Source organism: Sulfuricurvum sp. RIFCSPLOWO2_12_FULL_43_24 (assembly GCF_001829605.1).
In the GTDB taxonomy this organism is placed as follows: Bacteria; Campylobacterota; Campylobacteria; order Campylobacterales; family Sulfurimonadaceae; genus Sulfuricurvum.
On sequence record NZ_MIBT01000010.1, the window covers coordinates 1 to 24,890 of the forward strand.

Annotated in this window: 16 protein-coding genes and 1 tRNA gene; 10 read left to right on the forward strand and 7 right to left on the reverse strand. The window is 46.0% G+C overall.

The window, feature by feature from the left end; genetic code table 11:
• On the forward strand, nt 1–1,765 hold a 1,765-nt coding region (locus A3G19_RS00835), incomplete at its 5' end, for an ABC transporter ATP-binding protein (protein WP_294870100.1).
• A 12-nt stretch (nt 1,766–1,777) separates the two neighbouring features.
• On the forward strand, nt 1,778–2,845 hold the full coding sequence (locus tag A3G19_RS00840; protein ID WP_294870101.1) for an AI-2E family transporter: 1,068 nt from the start codon (nt 1,778–1,780) through the stop codon (nt 2,843–2,845).
• Here the strand turns inward: A3G19_RS00840 and A3G19_RS00845 are convergent.
• The gene (locus A3G19_RS00845; RefSeq protein WP_015652761.1) at nt 2,842–3,150 is read right to left on the reverse strand and encodes a hypothetical protein; all 309 of its coding nucleotides are present in this window, start codon (nt 3,148–3,150) and stop codon (nt 2,842–2,844) included. The two genes, A3G19_RS00840 and A3G19_RS00845, sit on opposite strands and share 4 nt — an antisense overlap.
• A gap of 3 nt (nt 3,151–3,153) precedes the next feature.
• Nucleotides 3,154–3,555 carry a DUF948 domain-containing protein gene (locus A3G19_RS00850; RefSeq protein WP_294870103.1) on the reverse strand — a complete coding sequence of 134 codons (402 nt, stop codon included), beginning with the start codon at nt 3,553–3,555 and terminating at the stop codon, nt 3,154–3,156.
• A 381-nt stretch (nt 3,556–3,936) separates the two neighbouring features.
• Here A3G19_RS00850 and A3G19_RS00855 point away from each other — a divergent pair, with 381 nt between their 5' ends.
• Genes A3G19_RS00855 through A3G19_RS00890 form a run of 8 tightly spaced genes read left to right on the forward strand, consistent with a single transcriptional unit; the run spans nt 3,937 to nt 19,181 of the window.
• On the forward strand, nt 3,937–6,039 hold the full coding sequence (locus A3G19_RS00855) for a peptidase domain-containing ABC transporter (protein WP_294870105.1): 2,103 nt from the start codon (nt 3,937–3,939) through the stop codon (nt 6,037–6,039).
• The gene (locus tag A3G19_RS00860) at nt 6,036–6,539 is read left to right on the forward strand and encodes a GNAT family N-acetyltransferase (RefSeq protein WP_294870107.1); all 504 of its coding nucleotides are present in this window, start codon (nt 6,036–6,038) and stop codon (nt 6,537–6,539) included. The genes A3G19_RS00855 and A3G19_RS00860 overlap by 4 nt, the downstream gene beginning before the upstream one ends.
• Nucleotides 6,523–7,245 carry a hypothetical protein gene (locus A3G19_RS00865; protein WP_294870109.1) on the forward strand — a complete coding sequence of 241 codons (723 nt, stop codon included), beginning with the start codon at nt 6,523–6,525 and terminating at the stop codon, nt 7,243–7,245. Before A3G19_RS00860 ends, A3G19_RS00865 begins: the two co-directional genes overlap by 17 nt.
• The gene (locus A3G19_RS00870; RefSeq protein WP_294870111.1) at nt 7,245–15,671 is read left to right on the forward strand and encodes a hypothetical protein; all 8,427 of its coding nucleotides are present in this window, start codon (nt 7,245–7,247) and stop codon (nt 15,669–15,671) included. Before A3G19_RS00865 ends, A3G19_RS00870 begins: the two co-directional genes overlap by 1 nt.
• 13 nt (nt 15,672–15,684) lie before the next feature.
• The gene (locus tag A3G19_RS00875; RefSeq protein ID WP_294870113.1) at nt 15,685–16,176 is read left to right on the forward strand and encodes a toxin-activating lysine-acyltransferase; all 492 of its coding nucleotides are present in this window, start codon (nt 15,685–15,687) and stop codon (nt 16,174–16,176) included.
• Entirely contained in the window at nt 16,169–17,533 is a 1,365-nt protein-coding gene (locus tag A3G19_RS00880) for an HlyD family type I secretion periplasmic adaptor subunit (protein WP_294870115.1), read from the forward strand. Before A3G19_RS00875 ends, A3G19_RS00880 begins: the two co-directional genes overlap by 8 nt.
• Nucleotides 17,530–18,789: a TolC family protein gene (locus tag A3G19_RS00885; protein ID WP_294870117.1), complete on the forward strand. Its 1,260-nt coding sequence runs from the start codon at nt 17,530–17,532 to the stop codon at nt 18,787–18,789. Before A3G19_RS00880 ends, A3G19_RS00885 begins: the two co-directional genes overlap by 4 nt.
• Nucleotides 18,789–19,181: an META domain-containing protein gene (locus tag A3G19_RS00890; protein ID WP_015652763.1), complete on the forward strand. Its 393-nt coding sequence runs from the start codon at nt 18,789–18,791 to the stop codon at nt 19,179–19,181. Before A3G19_RS00885 ends, A3G19_RS00890 begins: the two co-directional genes overlap by 1 nt.
• Nucleotides 19,182–19,375: 194 nt before the next feature.
• On the opposite strand, the gene galU is transcribed toward A3G19_RS00890, so the two are convergent.
• From galU to mraY, 5 genes are all read right to left on the reverse strand, one after another.
• Nucleotides 19,376–20,224, reverse strand: coding sequence for a UTP--glucose-1-phosphate uridylyltransferase GalU (galU, locus tag A3G19_RS00895; protein WP_015652764.1), 849 nt, complete (start codon nt 20,222–20,224; stop codon nt 19,376–19,378).
• 189 nt (nt 20,225–20,413) lie between these two features.
• Nucleotides 20,414–22,327, reverse strand: coding sequence for an HD domain-containing phosphohydrolase (locus A3G19_RS00900; RefSeq protein ID WP_015652765.1), 1,914 nt, complete (start codon nt 22,325–22,327; stop codon nt 20,414–20,416).
• Nucleotides 22,328–22,446: 119 nt separating this feature from the next.
• Nucleotides 22,447–22,522, reverse strand: a tRNA-Phe gene (locus A3G19_RS00905).
• Nucleotides 22,523–22,586: 64 nt separating this feature from the next.
• The gene (murD, locus tag A3G19_RS00910) at nt 22,587–23,795 is read right to left on the reverse strand and encodes a UDP-N-acetylmuramoyl-L-alanine--D-glutamate ligase (RefSeq protein WP_015652766.1); all 1,209 of its coding nucleotides are present in this window, start codon (nt 23,793–23,795) and stop codon (nt 22,587–22,589) included.
• Complete coding sequence (mraY, locus tag A3G19_RS00915; protein WP_015652767.1) at nt 23,795–24,871, reverse strand: phospho-N-acetylmuramoyl-pentapeptide-transferase; 1,077 nt, start codon at nt 24,869–24,871, stop codon at nt 23,795–23,797. Before mraY ends, murD begins: the two co-directional genes overlap by 1 nt.
• Nucleotides 24,872–24,890 lie beyond the last annotated feature (19 nt).

The following is a 24,890-nucleotide window of genomic DNA, read 5'->3' on the forward strand; positions in this document are numbered from 1 at the left end:
TATGATTACCTTTAGATACCTTTTTTCGATGATGCGCGATTACAAGCCCCAGTTGCTTCGCGGTAATATGATCGCGATTGTTGCGACGCTGGTCAGTATCCCTATCCCTCTTCTCATCCCTTTGCTGGTCGATGAGGTATTGCTCCATAAAGGGGGGTGGATCACCGATGAAATCGATAAATTTACCCCGTTGCACGAGCCGCTTTTGTATATCGGGATTGTGTTGTTAGTAACGATCTCGCTTCGATTTTTATTTTTCGTTCTCAGCGTCCTTTCGCAGCGCTATTTCATTACCCTCTCCCAAGAGATGAGTTTCAAAATCCGAACCCAAGCACTGAATCATCTCAAATGCGTCTCGATGTCTGCGTATGAGGCTCTGGGAAGTGGAAAAGTCGTTACCCATCTGGTGACCGATATCGATACGATCGAGCATTTTTTGAGCAGTGCCCTCTCCAAACTGATCGTCTCGGTAGCAACGCTCATCGGTGTAGCGGTGGTGTTGATTTGGATCAATCCTTTGTTTGGGATTTTGATCCTTATTTTTCAGCCGATGATTATGATCGTGACACGCAAGATTTCGGGTCGGGTCGGGTTACTTAAAAAAGAGCAAAACCGTACCATCGGCGAGCTTTCCGATAGCTTGACTCAGATGTGTGATCTTTTCGGGCAGATCCGCGCGAGCAACAAAGAGGAGCGTTTTATCGAGCGCAGTATTGTTCAGGCACAGAAGCTAAAAGAGAGTGCCGGACGCTACGGTATACAGGCATTGCGGGGCGAGCGGTTTTCGTATACTCTTTTCTTGAGCGGATTTGAGATATTCAGAGCATTGGGGTTAGTGATGGTGCTGTTTTCCGATCTCTCTATCGGACTGATGTTCGGGATATTCGGATATTTATGGTTTATGATGACACCGGTGCAGGAGTTGCTCTCCTTGCAATACAGCTTTGCCAACGCAAAAAATGCCCTTGCACGACTCAACGAACTTTTGGCATTGCCAAAAGAGCCCTCCTATACTGCACATCAAGATCCCTTTGAACACAGTGAAGGGATCAGTATTGAAACCTCTTCGCTGGTTTTCGGGTACGATCCAACTGAACCGATATTGAAAAACCTCACCCTCTCCATTGGTGCCGGGGCAAAAGTGGCGATTATCGGTTCCAGCGGAAGCGGTAAAAGTACCCTGTCACAACTTTTAGTAGGATTTTATCCGCCGACATCAGGGGATATCCGTTACAATGGAGTGAGTGTTCAGGAGATCGGATTTCCCCGTATACGCGATTCGGTGTTTGTGGTTTTGCAACAGCCGTTGATGTTTAACGAGACGCTCCGATTTAACTTATCGATGGGGGATGACATCAGTGATGAAGCGATTTATGAGGCACTGCGTATTGCCCAGCTCTATGATTTTGTCTCCAGCCTCTCTAACGGACTCGAAACACAGGTAGGAAAACTGGGGATTCGCCTCTCAGGAGGGCAACGTCAGCGACTCAGCATTGCACGGATGGTATTGGCAAACCCGAAAGTGGTTATCTTTGACGAATCAACCTCTGCTTTGGATGTTCATACGGAAAGTGCATTATTTGAAGCATTGGAGAAATTCTTGAAAGGCAAAACGGTCATTATCATCGCCCACCGCCTTAGCACGATTACCAAAGCCGATTATATTTATGTTCTCGAGAACGGCGTTGTCTTGGAAGAGGGTACACGTGAAGCACTGGAACATCTGGATGGAAGTTTTAAAAGCTTTGTCCATAAACAACACTAATAAGAGGAAATAATGGAAAATACAACCTTTGTCCGTTTTATGATTTTTACAGCGTTAGGATTGGTCACTTGGCTTTTTTTCCCTTTTTTAAAAAGTTTTTTTGTCGCTTTTTTATTGGCGATTGTGGTGTTTCCGCTTCACCGAATTGTTGAGGCAAAAGTACGAAATCTTCGCTGGTTCCAGCCAGTTTCCTCGGTGGTTTCGGCAGGGATCGTTACATTGGGACTCTCGTTGATCCTTTTTGCCCCTATTGCTTTGTTTTTATACCATTTACTTGGTCAGCCTTCATCTGCTGTTGCGACACTCAAATCACTCGGGAGTGAGATTGATACGCTCCCCTCCCATCTTCCTAGTTTTCTTTCATGGTTAAAAGAGCCGTTCGATCAGCTGATCGTGATGGGGAAACTTCATAAAGAAGAAATTATTACCGCTATCGCCGGATGGCTTGGAAGCGGGTTAAAAACATTTGTCTCCATGTTGGGCGAGATGGCGATGATCGTCGTTTTTTTCTTTTTCCTTAGCTGGTACGGACGCAGTATTATGCTCTTTATTCTCCCGATTATCCCCCTCTCACGGAGTATAAAACGGGCATTTTTCAACGATATATTGACGACTACAGCGGTTGTCTTTTACACGCTTGGCGGAGTCATGATCGCTCAGGGGTTGGCATTTGGTATTTTTATCGCATTTTTTGATGGCTATAACCCGTTTTTACTTGGCTTTATGACCGCCATTTCTGCGATTATCCCCGTTTTCGGTACAGGATTGGTGTGGATCCCTGTTGCCTTGAATGAGTATTTCCACGGCAATATATTCAATGCTGTGATTATTGCAATTTACTCCTGGGCAATGTTGGCATTTTTTATCGATAATATTGTAAAACTGGTGATTTTGAACTTTGTCAATCGAACGCTGAGTGAGGGGAAAAGCCGTATGAATGAATTTTTGATTTTCTTTTCGATTGTTGGAGGTTTGGCGACATTCGGATTTTGGGGATTTATTTTCGGTCCGGCGATCGTGGCATTTGCGGTAACGACACTCCGAATGCTCCGTAAAGCAAATCGAAGTGCATTGCATTAAGTGGCTTGCAGGGTTTTAACCTCTTCACGTAACTTTGAGAGTTCTGCCATAATCGCGGTGATCTCATCGGTTGTTTTTGGCTCACTCCCATGGGTGTAACGTTCGATGGTGGATTGAACACTTTGGGTTAAATCATCGAGTTTGCTTTTTGCTTTGTCGATCAGGGCATTATGATCGATGTTGAGATTTCCCTCGAGTTCATGGATTTTATCGACGATTTCGTCTTGGTGTTTAAAGAGATAATATCCGGCGGCTGCACCGATAGCGGCACCGAGGATAAAACTGAGCGTGTTATTTTGATTCATAGGTTACTCCTTGTTGTTTTTCTTTAGCATTTGAGACAATGCACCGATTGCGAGTGAGCCGATCGTCACTTTTGCAATCCCGTTAGAGGCTTTGAGGGCCAGAGATTTGGTTTCGTCATGGACAAACGAGATCAAATCGTGCAGTTCATGCAGCGAGAGTTTTGATTTATCGCTCAGTGATCGTGTCTCCTCTTTGAACTGACCGATTAGCTCATTGACTTCATGAAGGGTGAGCGCCGCTTTTGTCGAGAGAAAACTGAGTTCATTTTGGACATGTGCGGTAAATTCATTAAGCTGCTTCATCGTTTTGAGCATTTGCAAAGCGATGAGAATGATAACGGCCGTAATAAACACACTGCACAGTGCGATAATTCCGACAAAGATGGTTAAGAGTTGATTATCCATGAAATACTCTCCTTGCATGGATGCATCATAGCGCACTAATCCTTACAGTTTTTTTCATCCTCGTTGAGTGACAAAATTTTCTAAATCTTTGTCGAGTATATATTGTTATTTCAATAGAGTCAATATATTAAAATCTCAGATGTTACAAATAGATACATTATTAACATTATCAAATTAAAATCGTAATAATCTACCTTTAGACTGCACAGTAATATCACAATTTTAAGTTTAGAAGTATAAAATATCACTTATTTAAAAATAATAATAAACAATTAAACATGATTTTTAGGGAGTTTGGATGGCTTTTGTTCTACTGGTCATTAGTTGGGAATGCTAAAAAGATTTGTCTCATTCCACAATCGAGGTAGCAAAGCGCGGTTAGTGAACGCAATACTCTCCTCAGATGAATTCATTTGGGGACTGGGAAGTTTATGCGCCCTGAATCGTGTCGCATTCGATCCTAAACTGGTGCTCAACCAATTTCCTCCGCCGCATACGAGCGATGCTTTTATCCGTGCAATCCGTCATATCGGATTTAAAAGTAAGAATATCACATGTTTACCCCATAAACTTCAAACACTCTCTTTTCCCTGCTTCGCTTTTGTAAAGCCGAAAAACCCGGAAGACGGTTCGGGGGCTTCCATCGTCCTGATCTCCGATGCTTCATCGGAACAGGTCGTACTGTTCGAACCGGGAACGAATGCTGCTGTAAAACTATCCTTGGAAGCATTTTCGGAGCGTTATCTCGGATCAGTTGTTTTAGCGGCCAAATCGATGGAAAAATTGGATGATCCCGATGCACTGGAGAGTGAGAGGGGATCGTTTGGTTTTCGTTGGTTTGTTCCTGAACTGCTTAAGCATAAAAAAGTGTGGCGTGACGTATTGCTGGCATCGTTGGTGATTCAGCTTTTGGCATTGGGGACGCCGCTCTTTACTCAGACGATTATTGACAAAGTGGTCGTCCACCGAACGGAAAGTACTCTCTTGGTAATCGGGATCGGTTTGGCAGTATTTATGATCTTTTCGGCAATCCTCTCATGGGTACGTCAGTATCTAGTACTCCATACCGGCAACCGTGTTGATGCAGTACTCGCCGCCGGAGTGTTCGATCATCTCTTCAAACTCCCCCCTCGCTATTTTGAGCATCGTCCGACAGGGGTAGTCGCTGCACGCCTGCATGGGGTAGAGACGATACGAGAATTCATTGCTTCGGCAGCGGTGACGCTGATCCTCGATTTCCCGTTTTTGCTGATTTTTGTGGGTATTATGTTTTATTACAGTGTGATGCTCACTATGATCGCATTGGCGGTATTGGGGACCATTGCCATTATGAGTTTCTTCGTCGCTCCACTGTTTCAAAGACAACTCAACGAACAGTTTTTGCTCGGTGCACGGAATCAAGCTTTTTTAACCGAGTATATTTCCGGTATCGAGACGGTAAAAAGTTTACAGATGGAACCCCAACTGCGTAACCGTTTTTCAGACTACCTCTCCGAATATCTCCTCGCGACGTTCAAGACCAAACAACTCTCCAACACCTATAACACGATTGCCGGTTTTATGGAACAATTTTTGACATTGTTGATACTCGTCGTCGGTGCGTATACGGTGATGAGCAGTACGGAATTCACCATCGGGATGTTGGTAGCGTTTCAGATGTTTGCCGGGCGACTCTCTCAGCCTGTTATGCGATTGGTAGGGTTATGGCAGCAATTTCAGCAGGCTGATCTCTCCGTTAAACGTCTAGGGGATGTCATGAATGCTCCGACCGAACCTTACAGCATTCAGCCCTCACGTCTGAGAGAAGGTAAAGGTCTTATAGAGATCGAAGGACTCAGCTTCCGCCACAGCGAACAGCACCCGTTTTTGTATCGCGATTTTAATCTCTCCATCACTCCGGGTTCTACGGTAGCGATTATGGGACCATCGGGATCGGGCAAAAGTACTTTTGCCAAAATCCTACAAGGATTCTATCCACCTACCGACGGACGTATCCGTATCGACGGCACCGATATCCAAAACTACTCCGCCAATGAGTTGCGTCACTATTTTGGGGTAGTGCCTCAAGAGACCGTTCTCTTCTCCGGCACGATCTACGACAACCTCCTCGCCGCTAATCCTCATGCGACATTTGAGCAGATTATCCATGCATGCAAACTCGCCGAGATCCATGAGACGATTGAAAAACTCCCTGATGGATACCAAAGCGTGATCGGTGAGCGAGGATCGGGAATCTCAGGTGGTCAACGTCAGCGTCTCGCTATTGCACGAGCATTACTCAAACAGCCTAAAATTCTTATATTTGACGAAGCGACGAGTGCATTGGATGAACAGACATCAGAGCATTTTGCGGCAACGGTCAACCAGCTGCACGGCAAGGTGACGATGCTCTTTATTACCCACGCGCTCCCTAAAAATCTAAAAATAGATCGACTCATCCGCATCGGAGAATCCCAACAACTTCAGGAGGCACTGCCAGCATGACAATACGATTTGCAAGAGTTGAAGATATACCTACAATGGTTGAACTTGGAGCATATTTCCATAGTATTACCCGTTTTAAAAGTTATGACTATAACCATGATCGGGTGAGCGGACAGCTACGTGCCCTCATTGATGCAGGACAGGAGAAGAGAGGAACTCACTGCTGTTTACTGGCTGAAGATTCGCATGGAGAGATTATCGGAGGGGTGATAGGATGTGTTGAACGCCATTTTTTCTCCGACCGTCTTGTTGCGAGTATCATTCATTATGACGTTTTACCGGAACGTAGGATGAGCGGTGCGGGATTACGACTGATGAGTGCGTTTCGAAAATGGGCGGAAAACCGTGGAGCGGTGGAGCTTTCTGCCGGAGTCAACAGCGGTATCCATATCGACAAGACTGATAAGTTTCTCAGGCGACTTGGGTTTGTCCAGACAGGGGGGAATTATGCGTTGGCTTTAAATCTACCAAAGGAGAAAAACAATGGCATTAGTCATTAAAAATGATCAATCTCGCCATCGAAACCAGGTTCTAGCCGTATGTCTTGCTTTGGCGTTATTTACTGGCATAAGTGCACATGCCAAAGAGCGGACAAACCTATCAACGTTAAAGGAGTTAAACGTGAACCAAACAAAAAAGGATAAATACGCTGCTCTCAAAGAACCTAAAACGGTCGAAGATCTTTTGAAAAACCTCAAATACGCATTTGACCACGACTGGTTTTTAAACGACGATTTTTATGCGATATCAACGCTTCAGCGTGTACTGGGGAAGAATAACGATGAACTTCATACCCATTATTTCAATAGTCACGGAGATGAAACTGATCATCTTATCGAGAGCGGAAGGCTTCAATCAAACGGTTATAACTTTAAATATCGGCAAAAGAGTTCTGATAAAGCGGTTAAACCGATTATAAGAGACATTTTTGCCGGTTATGAAAAAGGGAGAAATAATTTATTTTATTTACATTTTGAAAGAGGTGAGGTTTTTTTCGAAGAGGTGGAAGCCATTTTCGGTAAGGGATGGCAATATGGGGATTTAGATAATTATGGATGGGTACCCTCACCAAAAACATCGGAGTATGGTAATTCGATGATCGAATATCACGCTGATACCAAGATGTTGAATCGATCGATCTATATTCCTACGGATGGTGATGGCAGTATTATGTATATAACGATACAAATTGAGGAGAAAAAATAATGGCGACATCATTGAGTACAAATGCATTAAGTAAATTAGCAACGTTAGGGCAATCATCGAAGGGGTATCAGGCGATTGTCAACGCCGCAGCACGATCACCGTATTTTGCTACGATGCTCAATACCTATGGTGAAAAAGAAAACTATAGCTTTGCTATAGGTATTCCTGGTAAAGGGACGGCGGCGCAATACCATTCTAATGGAAAAGTTGTCATTAGTATCGATCCTACATGGATGCCCGGTTCAGGATATACGAATTTGGATGCGACAAATCAGGATGTCTTTGCTACCACCATCGCCCATGAACTCGCTCATGCATTGTTACCCGGAGGGATCAAAGATGTTGTCCCCAACAACAGTATGCTGAATGCGGAAACGAACGGCATTACCCATGAGGGGATCGCCGTTACGGCCGAATTCAAAGTCGCGACGCAATTGGGGCTAAACATCATGCATTCCGACTCTAATGGAACGGGTATGATGCCTACGCTTCGTACGCTGATGGCGAGTCTGGACAATGGCAATAGCAGCGCGTTAGTCACCCCCTTTAATACTATCGATTCTGCAGCCGTAATATATGCCGGAAACTATTATGCCGATTATAAGCATCCTTCTACATCAAAGGATCTGACCTATAGAGAGTCATGGGATGATCATTTTATCATTCAGTATTGTTCGGATAGAAGTTTTGCGCCGATCGTACCGGTGTTATCTTACTTTTCTAATGGCCGGAAATTTAGCCCTTCGGATATCGATTGGTCTAAAATGAAATCCGGCGATTTAAAGGTGAAGTATAACAGTGATGGAAGCTGTACGTATGAATTGCCGAATGTACCGTTAAAAAGCGGATATACAGCTAAAAATTATATGCTCACAACTGATTTTTTAGGATTGCCTATCTCGGTTGAAATCGACGGTGCAACGTTTAAACAGGTAGATACGTATTATGAAAATGGACGACTAATAAATAGTACATGGCAAGATCCGGATGGCACTATTTATCAGAACTCATACCAATATCAAAACGGCGAAGTCTCAGAAGTGTCATGGAGCGGGTCAAACGGATTGGTCGGTTTATATACGGTAAATGACGATGGCATTATGAGGGGAAGTGTTACTTTCGGAGATAAAACAGGGTATGACTATACTAATTATGGAAATGATAACGTTTTGGTTAAATATCATAATGAGCTTGGGAAAACGACGGAAATTCATTGGAGTAGAGCTAGCGACAATTACGGAAGTATCTATATTAATCCTGACGGTTCGGTTAAGGCATATATTAACGATCAGCTTACCAACAGTGGATGGACGGATAGCAACGGCATTACCTACCAGACCTCATACAGTTATACCGATGGAATGGTAACAAAAGAGTCATGGAGTGGGTCGGACGGAAGTAGTGGTACGTACAATTATACAAACGGCTCCAGTTCTGGAAAGGTTATTAATGCCGATAAAAGTGGGTACAGTTATACCAATGACGGAAGTGATAATGTTCAAGTTAACAATTTCGATTCGACCGGAAAGATCACAGAAATAGATTGGAGTAAAGCGGACGGAAGTTATGGAAGCAATGTATTAAACACTGATGGTACACTTACCTCGACGGTTACAACAGCGGACGGGACTACAACTACGACAACTTCTGAACCAAACGCCCTCCAAAACCTCATAAACGGCTTCAATACAGCAACAGATGCTATCACTACTTACGGTCCTTCGATCATCGATGCACTTTCCCTTATTAAAGCGATCCAGTCGGGAGAACCATTGCCGATTGTAACATCTGGACTCCGGTTAGCTAATGATATAGACAAATGGGATAAGGCGGTAGATCTTCCTTATCTAAACGGAGCTGCATCCGTTGCAGGAGGGGTTTTAAGTATCATGAGTCTTGATGCAGCCCTCAAACGAGGGGATACGCTTGGTGTAATTGCTTCGACTGCCAATGCGGTTAATTTTGGAGCAATTGCTTATGCTAGTTTTACCAATACACTAAATGCTACAAGTGGACTGTCTTTTGAAATAGGTCAAACACTTATGGGTAGCGGTTTGGATCATATGGGGGTTAATGCGCTTGGTCTGACCGATGGTGCGCTCCCTTATCTCAATTTGGCATTGGCAATTCAGAGCGGAGATGAAGTAGGAATCGCGGTAGCAGCGGTTTCTCTGATTCCAGGTATGCAATGGGTCGGTACTGCCTATGGAGTTTACAGTATGATCGGCGGTCTCTTCGGCGGAGACGACATCCCAGATCCATGGGGAACAGGTCGGTATGTATGGGACGGTACAGGAATCACGTATGAAAGTGCCGGAGAGACAGGAGGAAACGAAGCGGTTAGCGGCGTAATGCAAAGCGTCATTAATGCTATGAACTCCCTCATCGAACAACAACGCCTCACCAACCCTACCAGTTCACTGGGTATCATCGCTAACCGTATGCCAAGTGTGGCGTATGATATGTCAGGATACCGTTACACCGATATCGATCCTCTTACAGGGGTTGAGCTGCATCCCTCTCTTCGCTTCGATACCTCAGGTAATCCGTACAACGCTACAGCAGGGTCACCCGAGTCGTACCAATCTATCGGAGAAGCGATCATCATGTCGGCACTGGAACGTCAGGCAATAGCTCCGATGTGGGAAGTCCAAACGGCTAAAATGCAAACCGATGCAGGAGACCCGAAAGCGGGACTCACTGAAGAGGCACGCGCAGGACGTGACGGTCAACTGGCCGCTGCAGTCACCGGAGACACCCAAACGTTCCGCCCTGTTGCTCTGGATCTAAACGGAAACCTCGAAATCGACACTCTCTCAAAAGCCACATCAGGAGTTAGTTTCGATGTCGATGATTCGGGATATCTCAAAGAGACGGCATGGGTCGGGGCAGGTGATGCATTCCTGACACTGGATCGTGATTACAATGGTGAAACCAATAGCGGTCGTGAGATGTTTAGTAACTCTACCGTCGCCATCGGGCGCAGAGGATTGGCGGGGATAGGATGGGTCGATGCCAACTATGATGGGAAAATCACATCAGCCGATCCGGTATGGAACGAACTACGCGTATGGCAAGATGCCAACAGCGACGGCACGGAGGCCGATAGCGAGAGTCTGACACTGGATGAACTCGGTATCACCGAACTCAACTACGCAATGGGAACCTTCACCCAAAACGGTGTCAAAAAACTCCTCTCCAGCCCCGATCTCGAAGCCGATACCGCCGGGGTAAAAGTCAATGTCGTTCCGGAAGGTATACTCATCGATTCAAGTACGGATGGTTTGTCATTGTTGGTGACTCGTATCGATGATATGACGGCGGTAGAAGCAAATCAAGACGGTATAAGCGGATACGAAGACGTCGAGATGATCGTGAACAGTACCGATCTGCTTACTAACGATACGTTGGGAGGATTTACCGGACGGGATCTGGAATTTACCGGTGTATCGAATTTCCGTCACGGCAGTGGGTTTGTGGATGCGAACGGATTTGTCCATTTTATACCCGAAGCCAACTATTTCGGAAACGAAGCGGGATTCGACTATATGACCACTGCGACGGCGAACGCTCAAAGCGGTACGGGGAATGTGGTTGTGACATTACAGAATGTTAATGATGCTCCGACAATTACGGTCGATCGTATACCCAAACCAATTTATGGATATACGGATATCGCATATGATACAGATGGTAATGTTTCAGGAGGTTTACCGATATATGAACCGTATTACACTTATACGATGGGGTGGGTAGAAGACCCTGAATACGGCAGGTCTTATGCAAGGATACCCATACTGCATGACACGGCAGTAGCCTATGAAGATAGTGGATCAGGTATGATTATTGGGAATGATATCGATGATCCGGCTTCATCTTTGACCTATGAGATCGTTGGACAGCCGCAATACGGTGGTATTTCGATGGATGGTTCGGGAAATTACGTTTATACTAGCTGGTTTAGTCCCGGAGTACCGAGTAATTCAGCAAGCCAGCCTTTGGTAACTGCTGGCTTGCTAAAACCGGAAACGGATAGCTTTCAAGTGCAAGTGACTGACCCTCACGGAGCGAGTAGTGTTATGACCGTGAGCGTACCACATATCGGGTATTATTCTCCTCCGACCCCTCCGGGCGGCGGCGGGAAAAAACCGATTGCCGTCGATTTGAGCGGCAATGGATTTGAGTTTATCAACGTAGACGATTCCAATGTCTTTTTTGACGTTACCGGAGATGGATGGAAACGACGTACTGCATGGGTGGGTGCGAGTGATGGACTATTAGCATTTGACAGCGACGGCAACGGCAAGATCGAAACCTCGGGTGAAATCAGCTTCGTCGGATACAAAGAGGGAGCACAAACCGATCTCGAAGGACTTGCTGCATTCGATACGAACAGTGATGGTGTCTTTAGCGCTTTGGATGAAAAATGGAGCCGATTCGGTGTGTGGCAGGATGCGAACAGTGACGGTATTACCGATGAGGGAGAATTTAGAACCCTCGATGAAATGGGTGTCGCGGGGATAACGCTCAGCAGTGACGGCGCATTCTCGATCATCAATGAGCAAACCATCCACGGTACAAGCACGATGCAGATGAATGACGGCTCCGCAATGGCGATCGCCGACGTAACACTCGAATACTCCAACGAAATCCAAGTCCACAACAGTGATGGTACGACATCAAGTGTCGTCACATCCCCATTCTCTCCCGATGGTGAAGAGATCAACGGGACTGAGGATAAAGACCTGATCCTCGGCAAAAACGGTAACAACATCGTCAACGCCTACGGTGGAGACGACGTGATCTTCGAAGACGGAGGGAACGACGTCATCGATGCGGGTGAGGGGAATGATATCGTTTATGCCGGAGCCGATAATGATCTCGTATTTGCCCAAGGTGGAGATGACCTCGTTTATGGCGGTCTGGGCGATGATATGATCTTCGGCGGTGACGGTCACGATGCGATCTTCGCCGATGGCGGAAACGACGTCGTATTTGCCGGAAGCGGCAATGATATGGTTACCGGTGGGTATGGTAATGATGTCATTAGTGGTGATGACGGTGATGATCAGCTCTATGGCGAGTCGGGTAACGACGCTCTCTTCGGACGGGATGGGAATGATGAGCTTTTCGGTACGGACGGCTATGATCTCCTAAACGGTGGAGCGGGAGATGACCTCCTCGATGGCGGCAGCGAAGCCGATGAGATGGTCGGTGGAACGGGGGATGATACCTATGTTGTCGATAATGTAGCCGATATCGTCACGGAAATTGCAGGAGAAGGAATCGACACGGTTATCTCCACTATCGACTATACGCTCGCCGATACCTTGGAAAACCTGACGTTGAGCGGCGATGCGATCAACGGCACTGGAAACGATGCCGATAACACTCTCATCGGTAATGCAAATGACAACCGTCTCGAAGCCAAAGGGGGTAACGATACCCTCAACGGCGGTATGGGAGCCGATACGCTTATCGGCGGAAGCGGTAATGATCTCTACACTGTCGACAACACGGGCGATACGGTTATTGAGAACAGTGCCGAGGGGATCGATACGGTTCGCTCGTCTGTCTCTTATACCCTCTCGGATAATGTTGAGAATCTAACATTGAGTGGCTCAGCATCGATCAACGCTACGGGCAATGCTTTGGATAATACACTGATCGGAAACAGCAGCAATAACGTTCTAGATGGAGGGATGGGCATCGATACGATGATCGGGGGCAAAGGAGACGATGTTTACGTTGTCGATAATACGGCGGACATCGTAACCGAATATGTGGGAGAGGGGATTGACACGATCCGATCCAGCGTTACGCGCACTCTCGAAGAGACGGTTGAGAATCTTGTACTAACCGGTGATAATGCAATCGACGGAACCGGTAACGCTATGGCGAATATCCTCATCGGTAACAGCGCGAATAACGTGTTGGACGCTAAAGCGGGAAGTGATGCGATGGCGGGATACGGAGGCGATGATACCTATATCGTCGATAATGTCGACGATACGGTGTATGAGTCGGTCGATGCGGGAGACGATCATGTCATATCTAGCGTCACTTACACACTTTCCGATAATGTTGAACGTCTGACATTGGTTGGAAGCGAAGTAATTGACGGAACGGGTAATGATTTGAATAACACACTCATTGGGAACGAAGCCGCTAATGTCATCGACGGAAAAGCGGGTGCGGATACGATGATCGCAGGTGCGGGAGATGATACGTACATCGTCGATAACGCCGGAGATAGCGTAATCGACGCATTGAACCAAGGGATCGACGCGATCTACAGCAGTGTCAGTTACGTCCTTCCGGAAAACGTCGAGAATCTTACTCTTACCGGAGATGATAATATTTCGGCGATGGGGAATGGATTGGACAATACCCTCGTCGGCAACATCGGAAATAACGTCATCGATGGAGGTGCCGGAGTCGATACGATGAGCGGAGGGTTGGGTGATGATGTCTACGTCGTCGATAACGTCTCTGATACCGTGAGCGAATCGGCAGAGGAAGGGAACGATACGATCCGCTCATCCGTGACCTACACCCTTTCGGAGAACGTCGAACGTCTCGAATTGACAGGCATGGAAGCTATTGACGGATACGGTAACGGTTTGGATAACACCCTGATCGGAAATGCAGCCAATAATATTCTTGATGGAAAAACAGGGATCGATGTGATGAGCGGCGGTATGGGAGATGACACCTACATCGTCGATAATATCGGCGATACCGTCTATGAGTCGGTTGATGCAGGAGACGATCATGTGATCTCCAACGTCACCTATACCCTCTCGGATAACGTAGAACGCTTAACCCTCGTCGGAATCGATACGATCGACGGTACAGGAAACGTGCTGGATAATATCCTAATCGGTAACAATGCCGACAACGTGCTTGACGGTAAAGCTGGTGCCGATAAAATGGCTGGTGATAGCGGAAACGATTCTTACATCGTAGACAACGCGCTGGATGTTGTGATTGAAGCTGTGGATGAGGGAATTGACACGATTTACAGCAGTGTCAGCTACGTCCTTCCGACCAATGTCGAGAACCTTACTCTCACCGGAACGGATAATATTTCGGGGACCGGTAACGAACTCGACAACATCCTAATCGGCAATAACGCAAACAATACCCTCTTTAGCGGTTTGGGCAATGATACGATCGACGGCAAAGACGGCAACGATATTTTGGAAGGAAGTCGTGGAAATGACACCATGCTCGGCGGACTTGGGAATGATACGTATATCTACAATATGAACGACGATTTGGACACTCTTTTCGATGAAGGGGGCGAGGATACGCTACGCTTTACCGAAGGGCTGAGTCTGGATAACGTTGCACTGCGTGTCCTTGATATTGATGGCGTCCTGAGAGCGCAAGTGAGGGTTCTGAATGCCGGAGGATGCGAACAACCGAATCAAGGGTTTGATTTTGACGTTACCAAAGATGCTCAGGGCAATTATGTTTCACCGATTGAGCATTTCACTTTCAGCGACGGCAGTAGTAAGACGTTTGACGATGTACTGATTAAAACCCAAATCACCTACGGTACGAATAAGCAGACAACGATTGTGACGGGGCGCAACGACAATATCATCTATGGGACCGGTAAAAGTAATGTTATCATGTCCGGCACCGGGAACGATATCGTCTATGCGGCCAGCGGCGGCGATTCGATTTACACTCAAGGCGGTAATGACGTTCTTTACGGTAATACAGGAAATGATACATTTGACGGCGGATGCGGAATCGACCTTTTATTCGGAAACAACGGGAATGACGTCTTGAGCGACCTTTCCGGAAACAACCTTCTGTGGGGCGGTTTCCAAAACGATACAATCATAGCCGGTAACGGAAACGATTTTATTGCCGGAGGAACGCATAACGATATCCTAAATGGCGGCGGCGGATACAATATTTTTGCACTCAATCGAGGAGATGGACGTGATACGATCCTTCCGGCGGCAGGGGCTCACAATACCATTTCTCTCAATGATGTCAGTTATAAAGAGATCTCTATGAGTAAAAGCAGCAATGACTTGATTCTGGATATCGGGTCCAATTCGACGGTAACATTCAAAGAGTGGTATTCAGATACGGTAAATCAGAATTTCGATACTCTTCAGATCGTCTCGTCTCAAGTTGAGAATTTCGATTTCCATGCTCTGGTAGATGCATTCGATGCGGCCAGAGTTGCAAACCCGAAACTGGGAAGTTGGGAAACGATGAACGAACTGTTGAATACCCATCTCAGCACTAGCGATTCGATGGCACTTGGCGGTGATCTGGCAATAACGTATGCACAGACAGGGGATTTAGCGAATGTATCGCTTGCGGCGGCTCAAAATACGCTGCGAGATCCGTCATTCGCTATGGCGGCACAACCCTTGACAAATAATTTATCAGCTTAAAGGAATATGATTGATGAGCAATGAAACCAAACCCCACGTTTTTAACGAAGAAGATTTAACCCATTCGCAGCAGGCTCTCTCAAAACTGCCGATCCTCGGGCCGGCGATATGGCTTTATGCCAAAGATCCGATCCGAAAATTTACGTTTATCGCCGAAACCGATTTTACCATTATGCCTCCAATTATTTTGGATCAATGCCGACTCTATACCCGTAGCCAAATTCCGTTTGCCTTCGTCACTTGGGCAAAAGTGAATGACGATGTGCATGCACGCCTTCTTTCGGGAACTCCGAAAATTGCTCCACACGAATGGCAAGGGGGTTCCAATGTTTGGCTGATCGATATCGTTACCCCTTTTGGGCAGAGCGAAGAGACAATCAATGAAGCTCTAAGTTTATTCCCCGGTCAACAGGTACATGGATTCGCCCCCGTTCCCGGAGCTAATCCTCCGCTGCAACTGATGTCATGGGATGTTCCTCTCCAGGATGCTGCAACGAATGGCTGAATCACGTATCTCTACAATGACTCCTGAAGCGATTGAATTCGCTCCGGGGCTTCTGGCTATTCAGGAGAGTCCTCCCAGCAAGCTTCCAAAAACGATTCTTTATTTGGTTATCGTTTTATTTTTCATTTTACTCGGATGGGCGATTTTCGGCAAGCTCGACATTGTCGCGACTGCCGAAGGACGTCTTATCCCGAAATCGTATGTAAAAATCGTCCAGCCGGCCGAGGGGGGAGTGATCAAAGAGATTCTCGTGCACGAAGGGCAATCGGTCAGGGAAGGTGATGTGCTAATACGAATGGATGGTACGGCTATGTTATCCGATACCCGAAGTGTTGAGGGAGAGATGCGTCTACGCTCACTTCAACTGCGCCGAATCGGTGCGGAGCTTGGTACGGGTGGATTGCAAAAAAGTACAGAAGATCCCGATGATTTGTATATGCAGACGCAGCAGCAATATACAGCACATCGCCAAGCGTATCACGATGCAATTGCTCAAGAGATGCAGGTACTTAAAAAAACAGAACATGATCTCTCTGCGGCTCAAGAAGTGCTAAGCAAACTTGATCAAACGTTGCCGATGTATCGCCGCAATGCGGAATCGTATAAAAAATTGGCCAATGACGGATATATCAGCCGTATCGAAGCGGATGATAAAGAGCGTGAAAAAATCGAAAAAGAGCAAGATTATCAAGCGCAAAAATCTACAGTTGCAGGATTGCAATCAGCGGTAGAGGCTTCTCGTAAGCGGTTAGCACAACTCTCATCGAATGATAAAAGCCAGCTTGAGAACGAACGTTCCGATACCCAATCGCAGTATAAACGTTTGGTGCAAGAGTGGGGGAAAAATGTTTATAAAAGCTCCTTATTGGAACTTAAAGCTCCTCAAAGCGGTATCATAAAAGACCTAGCAACCCATACGCAAGGCTCCGTAGTCTCTCCGGGGACGGTACTGATGTCTTTGGTCCCGCATGATGATCCGCTTCAAGTGGAAGTGATGATCAAAAACGAAGATGTCGGGTTCGTTCACTCCGGACAAAAAGTCAAAGTCAAACTGGTGGCCTATCCGTTCCAAAAATACGGAATGATTGACGGTGAAGTTATTCATGTAGGTGCGGATGCGATCCAAGCGGCTCAACAAACACCGCAGGAGCCATCCAATACGGCTGCACCGATGACCATGACCTATAAAGCACTTATTCATCTGCAATCGCAAGAATTGGATTTAGATGGTAATCGGCTTAAACTCACTCCGGGGATGCAAACAATTGCCGAAATTCATCTGGGCAGACGGACGGTGATGGAATATCTCCTCTCTCCGGTTCAAAAAGCGTGGCAAGAATCAGGGCGTGAACGATGAGGCACTATTCATCTTTGCTATTGGCGTGCAGCATCAGTGTTTTTGCTGATAGTGTGTTGACATTGCAAAAAGCTTATGAACTCGCATTGATGAATCATCCGGGATATCGTGTCGAGCAATTCAAAACCCAAGCCGTCGAAGAGAATGTTCGGCAAGCGCAAGCGCGGCTTTTTCCTAAAGTGGATATTAGCGCTTCGGGGGGTAAATACGAATACGAGACATCCTACAACGGTGCGGAGACCTCCGAAATGTATAAAACGTATTCTCTGTCTCTCAGCCAACCGTTGTTTCGTCCGGAATTATGGCGTGCAGTCGATCAAATGCAAACACGATACGACACTTCGACGACCGAGCTCGAAAAACAGGCTCAATTGGTAGGTGTCGATGTGATTAAAACGTACATGCAAATACTCCAATCTCAAGCCAGTATAGAAAAACTGCAAAGTCAAAAAGAACTTTATGACGCGAAGTTTCGCAAAAGCTCCGACATGATAGGGATGGGGTTGTCCAACAGCGTCGAATTAATTGAAGCGAAAGTGAACAAAGAAAAAGCGTCAGCAGATCTTATAGCCAAAAAACGAGAATACCAAACGCTGAAAAATAAGTTGGCGAGATTGTGTAAAACGCCATTCGATTCCATCGCCCCGCTCCGAAGCGATACGAAGTTTTCCATGTCGAAAGAGGGGTGGATAAACCGTCTCCAAGAAAACAAGGAGATCAAAATTGCACGCCTCTCCAAAAAAGCGGCGGAAGATGAAGTCTCTATCCGCCGATACGATCATTATCCTAAAGCCGATTTGAGTTTGGGACGGAGTCAAAACTATACCAATGACCCAGTAGCACACAAATACGACAATAAAGCCTTCATCCAGCTTTCATTCCCGATCTATCAAGGGGGTTATACCTCTTCAAGAGTCCAAGAAGCCGTATTATTACTTAATGCCGCCGAATCGAATGAAGAACTGGCACATCTGCAAATTCAAGATAAATTCGAAGAGTTATGGACACAACGAGAATCACTATATGAGTCAATCAGTGTTCTCAAACAAGCAGTAGAATCTTCAAAATTGTTTCTAAAATCAGTACAAAGCGGATATGCAAAAGGGATCAAAAACCAGCTGGATGTTATGGATGCAGAGTTTAAAATGAAAAGTGTCGAGAGTGAATTAAACATTTCTCATTATGATATGATGGTTAATGAAGTTGGCTTGTTGGATTTGGTGGGGCAGCTGATGATACAAAATGAGGAATTTTGATGATGAAACGAATCTTTGCAACGATGACTGCTGCGTTACTGATAGGTGGATGCTCAACGCTTCAGATAGGGTCAAAAGATCCTTTGAACGGAGAGTGGAAATCCCTCAGCTCGAGTGCCACGATCCGTTTTGATAATGGAAGAATAAGCGGGAGTGATGGGTGTAACCGCTTCGGATCAGCTTATATTTCCAGCGGCGATACCCTAATGATATCGGATAAAATGATGTCGACGATGATGGCATGTGAGCCGGAGCGGATGAAAAGTGCCGATCAGTTTCGTCACGTACTGATGCTCTCTAAACGATACCGCTTAGGCGAAAAAACATTGACACTATTGGGTACGTCAGGAGAAATTCTCGGTGAATTTGTTCGTATAGAAAAACAACCGTAATCCTTTTTTAAGTGATAAAGAGAAGAAAAAAAAGCTGATTACCATACCGGTAGAGTGGGAAGAAAAAATAAGAGAATTTCATGGAGGAACAGTGAGCGCCTATATTTTGATAGCGCTTCAAGAGCGGATGCAAAAAGACGCATTGTTGTGATAACACTGCCATAAGCGAGTTGGCTTAGGAGTGATAAAAGTACTTAGTGTGAGGGCTGTAGTTTTGATTTTTGGTAAAGCTCTACCGTAGCTTGAACGTATCCGTCGATACTTCCGCAGTCGTAACGCTTGCCTTGGAATTTATAGGCGATAACATTTCCGGTGCGTGCTTGTTCCATGAGCGCATCGGTGATTTGGATCTCTCCCCCTTTGCCGGGTTTGGTGGAGCTGAGAATATCAAAGATATCGGGTGTGAGGATATAACGCCCGATAATCGCAAGGTTGGTTGGTGCATCGGCAGGTGAGGGCTTTTCAACCATCGTACTGACGCGATAAATACCCTTTTCAATCTCTTCACCGGCGATAACCCCGTATTTATCGGTATGATTGGGATCGATTTCTTCAATAGCAACGATCGAGCATTGATATTTTTCGTACAATGCGACCATTTGGGTAAGTACCCCTTGATGATCATTGACACATAAATCATCCGCCAAAATGACGGCAAAAGGTTGATGTCCGACTAGCGGTTTTCCGGTTAAGATGGCATGTCCCAGCCCCTTCATCTCTAACTGTCGTGTATAGGAAAAGGTACATTTATCGATAATATGACGAATGTCTGCGAGCATTTTCTCTTTTGATGTCCCTTTGATCTGATGTTCCAGCTCATAACTGATATCAAAATGGTCCTCGATAGCACGTTTTCCGCGACCGGTGACGATTGCCATGGTGTTCATCCCCGCTTCCATCGCCTCTTCTACTCCGTATTGGATAAGAGGTTTTGTGAGTACCGGAAGCATCTCTTTGGGCATTGCTTTGGTAGCGGGTAAGAAACGGGTTCCGTATCCTGCAGCAGGAAATAAACAGACTTGGATCGGAGATTTTTGTTTCATGCATGACCTTAGGGATTTGTATTCGGAAGTTCAACAAAATCCGATAATTGAAAATACGGTTTGGATGGCAATTCATAAAATAACAATAAAACGGGTATTTTCTTTGACATTATACAAGAAATACTCGATGTAATTATGATCGGCTTTGAACGGTTAGTGTTCGCATTGAATGGTGTGCATCGTACGAAATTATCGAGTATTACTGAAAGTAAATCTATTTTCATGAAACAGTTTCAGACATGCATCAACCACTGAAGCATCGTACCAGCTTCCCCGTCCCCGTCTGATCTCTTCTAACGCCGGTTCGATCCCTAATGATGCGCGATAAGGTCGATGCGATGACATCGCTTCGACGACGTCGGCAATGCAGATAATTTTTGCTTCAAGCAGTATTTCATCCCCTTTGAGCCCTTGCGGGTAGCCGGTACCGTCTATTTTCTCATGGTGTTGTAAGATAATGTCGGCAATCGGCCATGGAAATTTGACATCTTTGAGAATATTGTATCCTTCCTCAGGATGGGTTTGTATCAGCATGAACTCGATTTTGTTGAGTTTACCGGGCTTGGATAGGATTTCTGCAGGGATATGAATTTTACCTAAATCGTGGATGATAGCGGCGAGATGTATCCCCTGCACCTGTTCATCACCTAATTGCATTTCACGGGCAATGGCTGTCGCTAATTCACTTACACGATGTTGGTGACCTGCGGTATAGGGATCGCGTGCCTCAACCGTAGCGGCTATGGTTTGAATAGACTGTTCCAAACTTTGCCGAAGAAGTATTGTATGTTGTTCATGAAGGGCGCGGGTGCGTAGATTGAGGATACCGTAGGAGAGATCATTGGCGAGTTCTTCGAGGAGGCGAATCTCTTCCTCGTCAAAAGTGTTTTCTTCGCTGGAATAGATACACAGAGCGCCAAAAGTTTTGTCTGCATTTGAGAGCGGGAGAGCAATATTTGAAATATATCCTTCTGAGAGGGCCGCCTCTTTCCATAATTTTACGCCGATGGCACAGGCGATATTGTGACAGACTTGTGTTGTCCCGGTCCGTATCGCAAACGAAACGGGCAATTGACCATCGGGCGTATCATCCCATGTGATATTATTGGCCCATTCATGATTCTTAACGTTTAATCCGGCTCCGGCTATGAGAGTCAAACTCTTTTGCGGGTTTTCTTCAGCGTATACAACGGCAGCGAGGTTATATCCTGCCTGCTCAACGATTACATTGGTGACTGTTTGAAGCAATTCGTATTCATGTTTAGCTCGTACCAAGGCCATATTGCACGATGAGAGGGTTTTGAGTGCACGGTTGGCACGGCTGAGTGATATTTCAGAGAGTTTTCTCTCCGTAATGTCCCGATCGATCCCCCGATAACCGGCAAATTCCCCCTGCTCGTTAAAAAAAGGGAGACCGCTCGTTTCCAAAGTTTTGGTACTTCCGTCTTTGCACACATTGGTGTTTTCCAAGGTCGTAAGCGCAGTATGATCAGCTACCAGTTTTTTAAATCCGGAACTGAGACGCTGAGCTTCATCGGGGGGCATAAAATCAAAAGGGGATTTCCCTAAGACTTCTTCAGGGGTGTAGCCAAGGAGTGTCTGCACGCTTGGGCTGACGTAGGTGTAGTTTCCATTTTGATCAACTTCCCAAATCCAGTCACTGGTTGATTCGACAAGCATACGGAATTTCTCTTCACTTTCGCGAAGAGCCTGTTCAATTTGTCGTTGTTCGGTAATATCTTCGAGGATATGCAAAGAGTAAAGATAATTGCCTCGCTCATCTTTGATGATGAAACCTTTTGAATGAAAAAGTTTATCGTCAATCTTAACATCTTCCTCACTTCCTTCACTTAAAGGATCTTCGAGTGCTTCGGTGCAGTGGGGCAGGGGCCCGTCGCTTTTAGGGAAGAGTTCATAATAGAGTCGGCCGATAATCTCGGAATAGGGGATGCCGGCATACTTACTGTAGGCTTTATTACAGCGGAGGATACGGAACTCTTTGTCATGCAGAAATATCGGAGATGAAATAGCATCCAAAGCGTACAACCATTCTTGATAGGCATACTCGATTTTAGTATTTATCTTTTCTCGCGTATTGTTCACAATTTGACCCTGTCCAATTTTCTTTAATTGTATTGGCAATGATTATAGCATTTTATTGTGCAGAGGAGTAATAGTGTTGTATCTTGTGGTTTAATGGGCTGTGAGTTTCAAAATATAGGTGGTGGCTAATCTCGGAATCGAACCAAGGACACGCAGATTTTCAGTCTACTGCTCTACCGACTGAGCTAATTAGCCACTTTTGTGAGGCCGAAATTATAGCTTGACAAGCTTAAAGATAAGCTTAAAGTGTGGAAAGCGACTATTTTGTCGCTTTCGCAAGTTCCTTAAATAGGTTCCCCCGCTGGGCGTACGAGGTAAATTGATCCAAACTTGCCGCTGCGGGAGAGAGCATCGCGATGCTGTGGCGGTTATGTTTCTTGCTGATCTGCTCTACCGCAACATCGAGAGTGTTACAGAGGGTGCAGGGGATGTTGTATTGTTTACAAAGGGCTTCAAGACGTAAAGCGTTGCTTCCGATTGCGTAGACATCTACATCGTAGCGTTTAAGCGGTGCAAAAAGCTCTTCGAGATCGACCCCTTTGTCATCCCCTCCGAGTACCAGATGAATTTTATGATCGCTGTAGGTTCGTAATGCGGCGAGGGTTGCATCGATATTCGTCGCTTTGGAATCGTTGACCCAAAGACGGTCGCGAGCGTCGCGAAACTCCTCTTGACGGTGAGGATCGAGGACGAAAGCGTTAATACGGTCATAATCGCATCGATCATAGAGGATTTTATCAATCCCCATCGCAATCATCGCATCCATCAAGAATGCCCCTTTAAATTTGATCTTAGAAGCATCAAATCCGAAATATGCGGCGAGATCTTTTTCATCTTCGTAGATGATTTTAAATCCGTTGGTGGGGGCATCGGCAAACATTTTAGGCAAGATGACCGCTTCTCCCTCCTTCATCATGGTGAGGGGCCCCAGTTTCGCATCGTAATAAGCCTGCATACTCCCATGCCAGCTGACATGATCGGGGGTAACAGGGAGGAGGGCATAGATATTCGGACGTGCAATGGTGTTGTAGTGCATACTGAACGAACTGGTTTCCAAAATCCAGATCGGGGCATCGGGGGACATATCGGCTAATGGAGTCCCGATGTTACCGCCGCTGATGGCTCCTTTGTCGCTGAGGAGGTGTTCGACCATCTGTGTTGTCGTTGTTTTGCCGTTGGTACCGCTGATCCAGATCGAAAACGGCATTTGCGGGGCAAAGAAATCGTATTCGCTGATAAGGTGCTGTGCGTGTTGGATCAGCGCATGCGAAGGGGGGAACCCGGGTGAGGGGATCTCGTGGGAAAAGTGAGAGGAATCAAATTCACCGACCGGTTTGAGAAAATTTCCCTCTTCATCGACCGAAGCTTCCGTAAATTTATCATCGAAAAAAGTGCAAGGGCCGAAATGTTTGGCGATGGCACGGGTCGTTTTCCCGTACCCGAAACAGGCGATAGTTTGATTTTTCATTAGCGAATCTTTAAAGTAATTAGTGCGAAGATGTTTGAGAGGAGGGCGATAATCCAAAATCGGACGATGATTTTGTTCTCCGCCCACTGTTTCATTTCAAAATGGTGATGAATCGGTGCCATCAAAAAGACCCGTTTTTTGCGGAGTTTGTAGCTTCCTACCTGCAAGATAACCGATACCGTTTCGATGACGAAGATGAGGCCGATGAGGATAAGGAGAATCTCACTTTTACCGATGATTGCCATGTAGGCGATAAACGCTCCCAAGGTAAGTGAGCCGCTATCCCCCATAAACACTTGCGCAGGGTGACAGTTAAACCACAAAAAGCCCAGCAGTGAACCGATCAATGCCGCCGCGATGATCACAACCTCTCCGGCGGGAATTTTCGGCATCAAGAGATAATGGGAGAGTGCGGCATTACCGACGATGTAGACGATAATGCTGAGGGAGAGGAGGGCAAAGATCGAGGGAACCGTGGCAAGACCGTCGAGTCCATCGGTAAGGTTGACCGCATTGGAAGTGGCAATCATAACCAAAACCCAAAACACAATACTCCATCCCCCCATATCAAAAAGGCTCGATTTGATAAACGGAACGTAAAAACCGGTCTCTAGTTTGGCAACATAGATCAAAAATAATCCAATGGCAATACCAAAAATGATCTGGAGGGTAAGTTTCGCACGGGCACTAAGTCCTGCAAGGTTGTCACCGCCGCGAATTTTACCCCAGTCGTCGGTAAAACCGATATACGCATAAAATACTAACGTCAATAAGCCGCCGATAACAAACGGGTTTGTGATATTTACTGTCAGGAGGGATGCTATAACGGTAGAAGCAACAAAAACGATTCCCCCCATTGTTGGGGTTTTGGCTTTCCCTTGGTGAGCGCTGACGTACTCATTGATTGGCTGCACGCGTGCGGAGCGCTGTGCCCAGGTGATAAAGCGAGGCATAAAAAAGAGGGTAAGGAGTAAACCGATAAAGAAAGCAATGCCCGCCCGAACGGTAATGTATTGAAAAATATTTAAGTGGAAAAAAGAATCAGCAGGGATATTTTGATAAAACCAATATAACATTTAGGGTACTCTTTAAAAG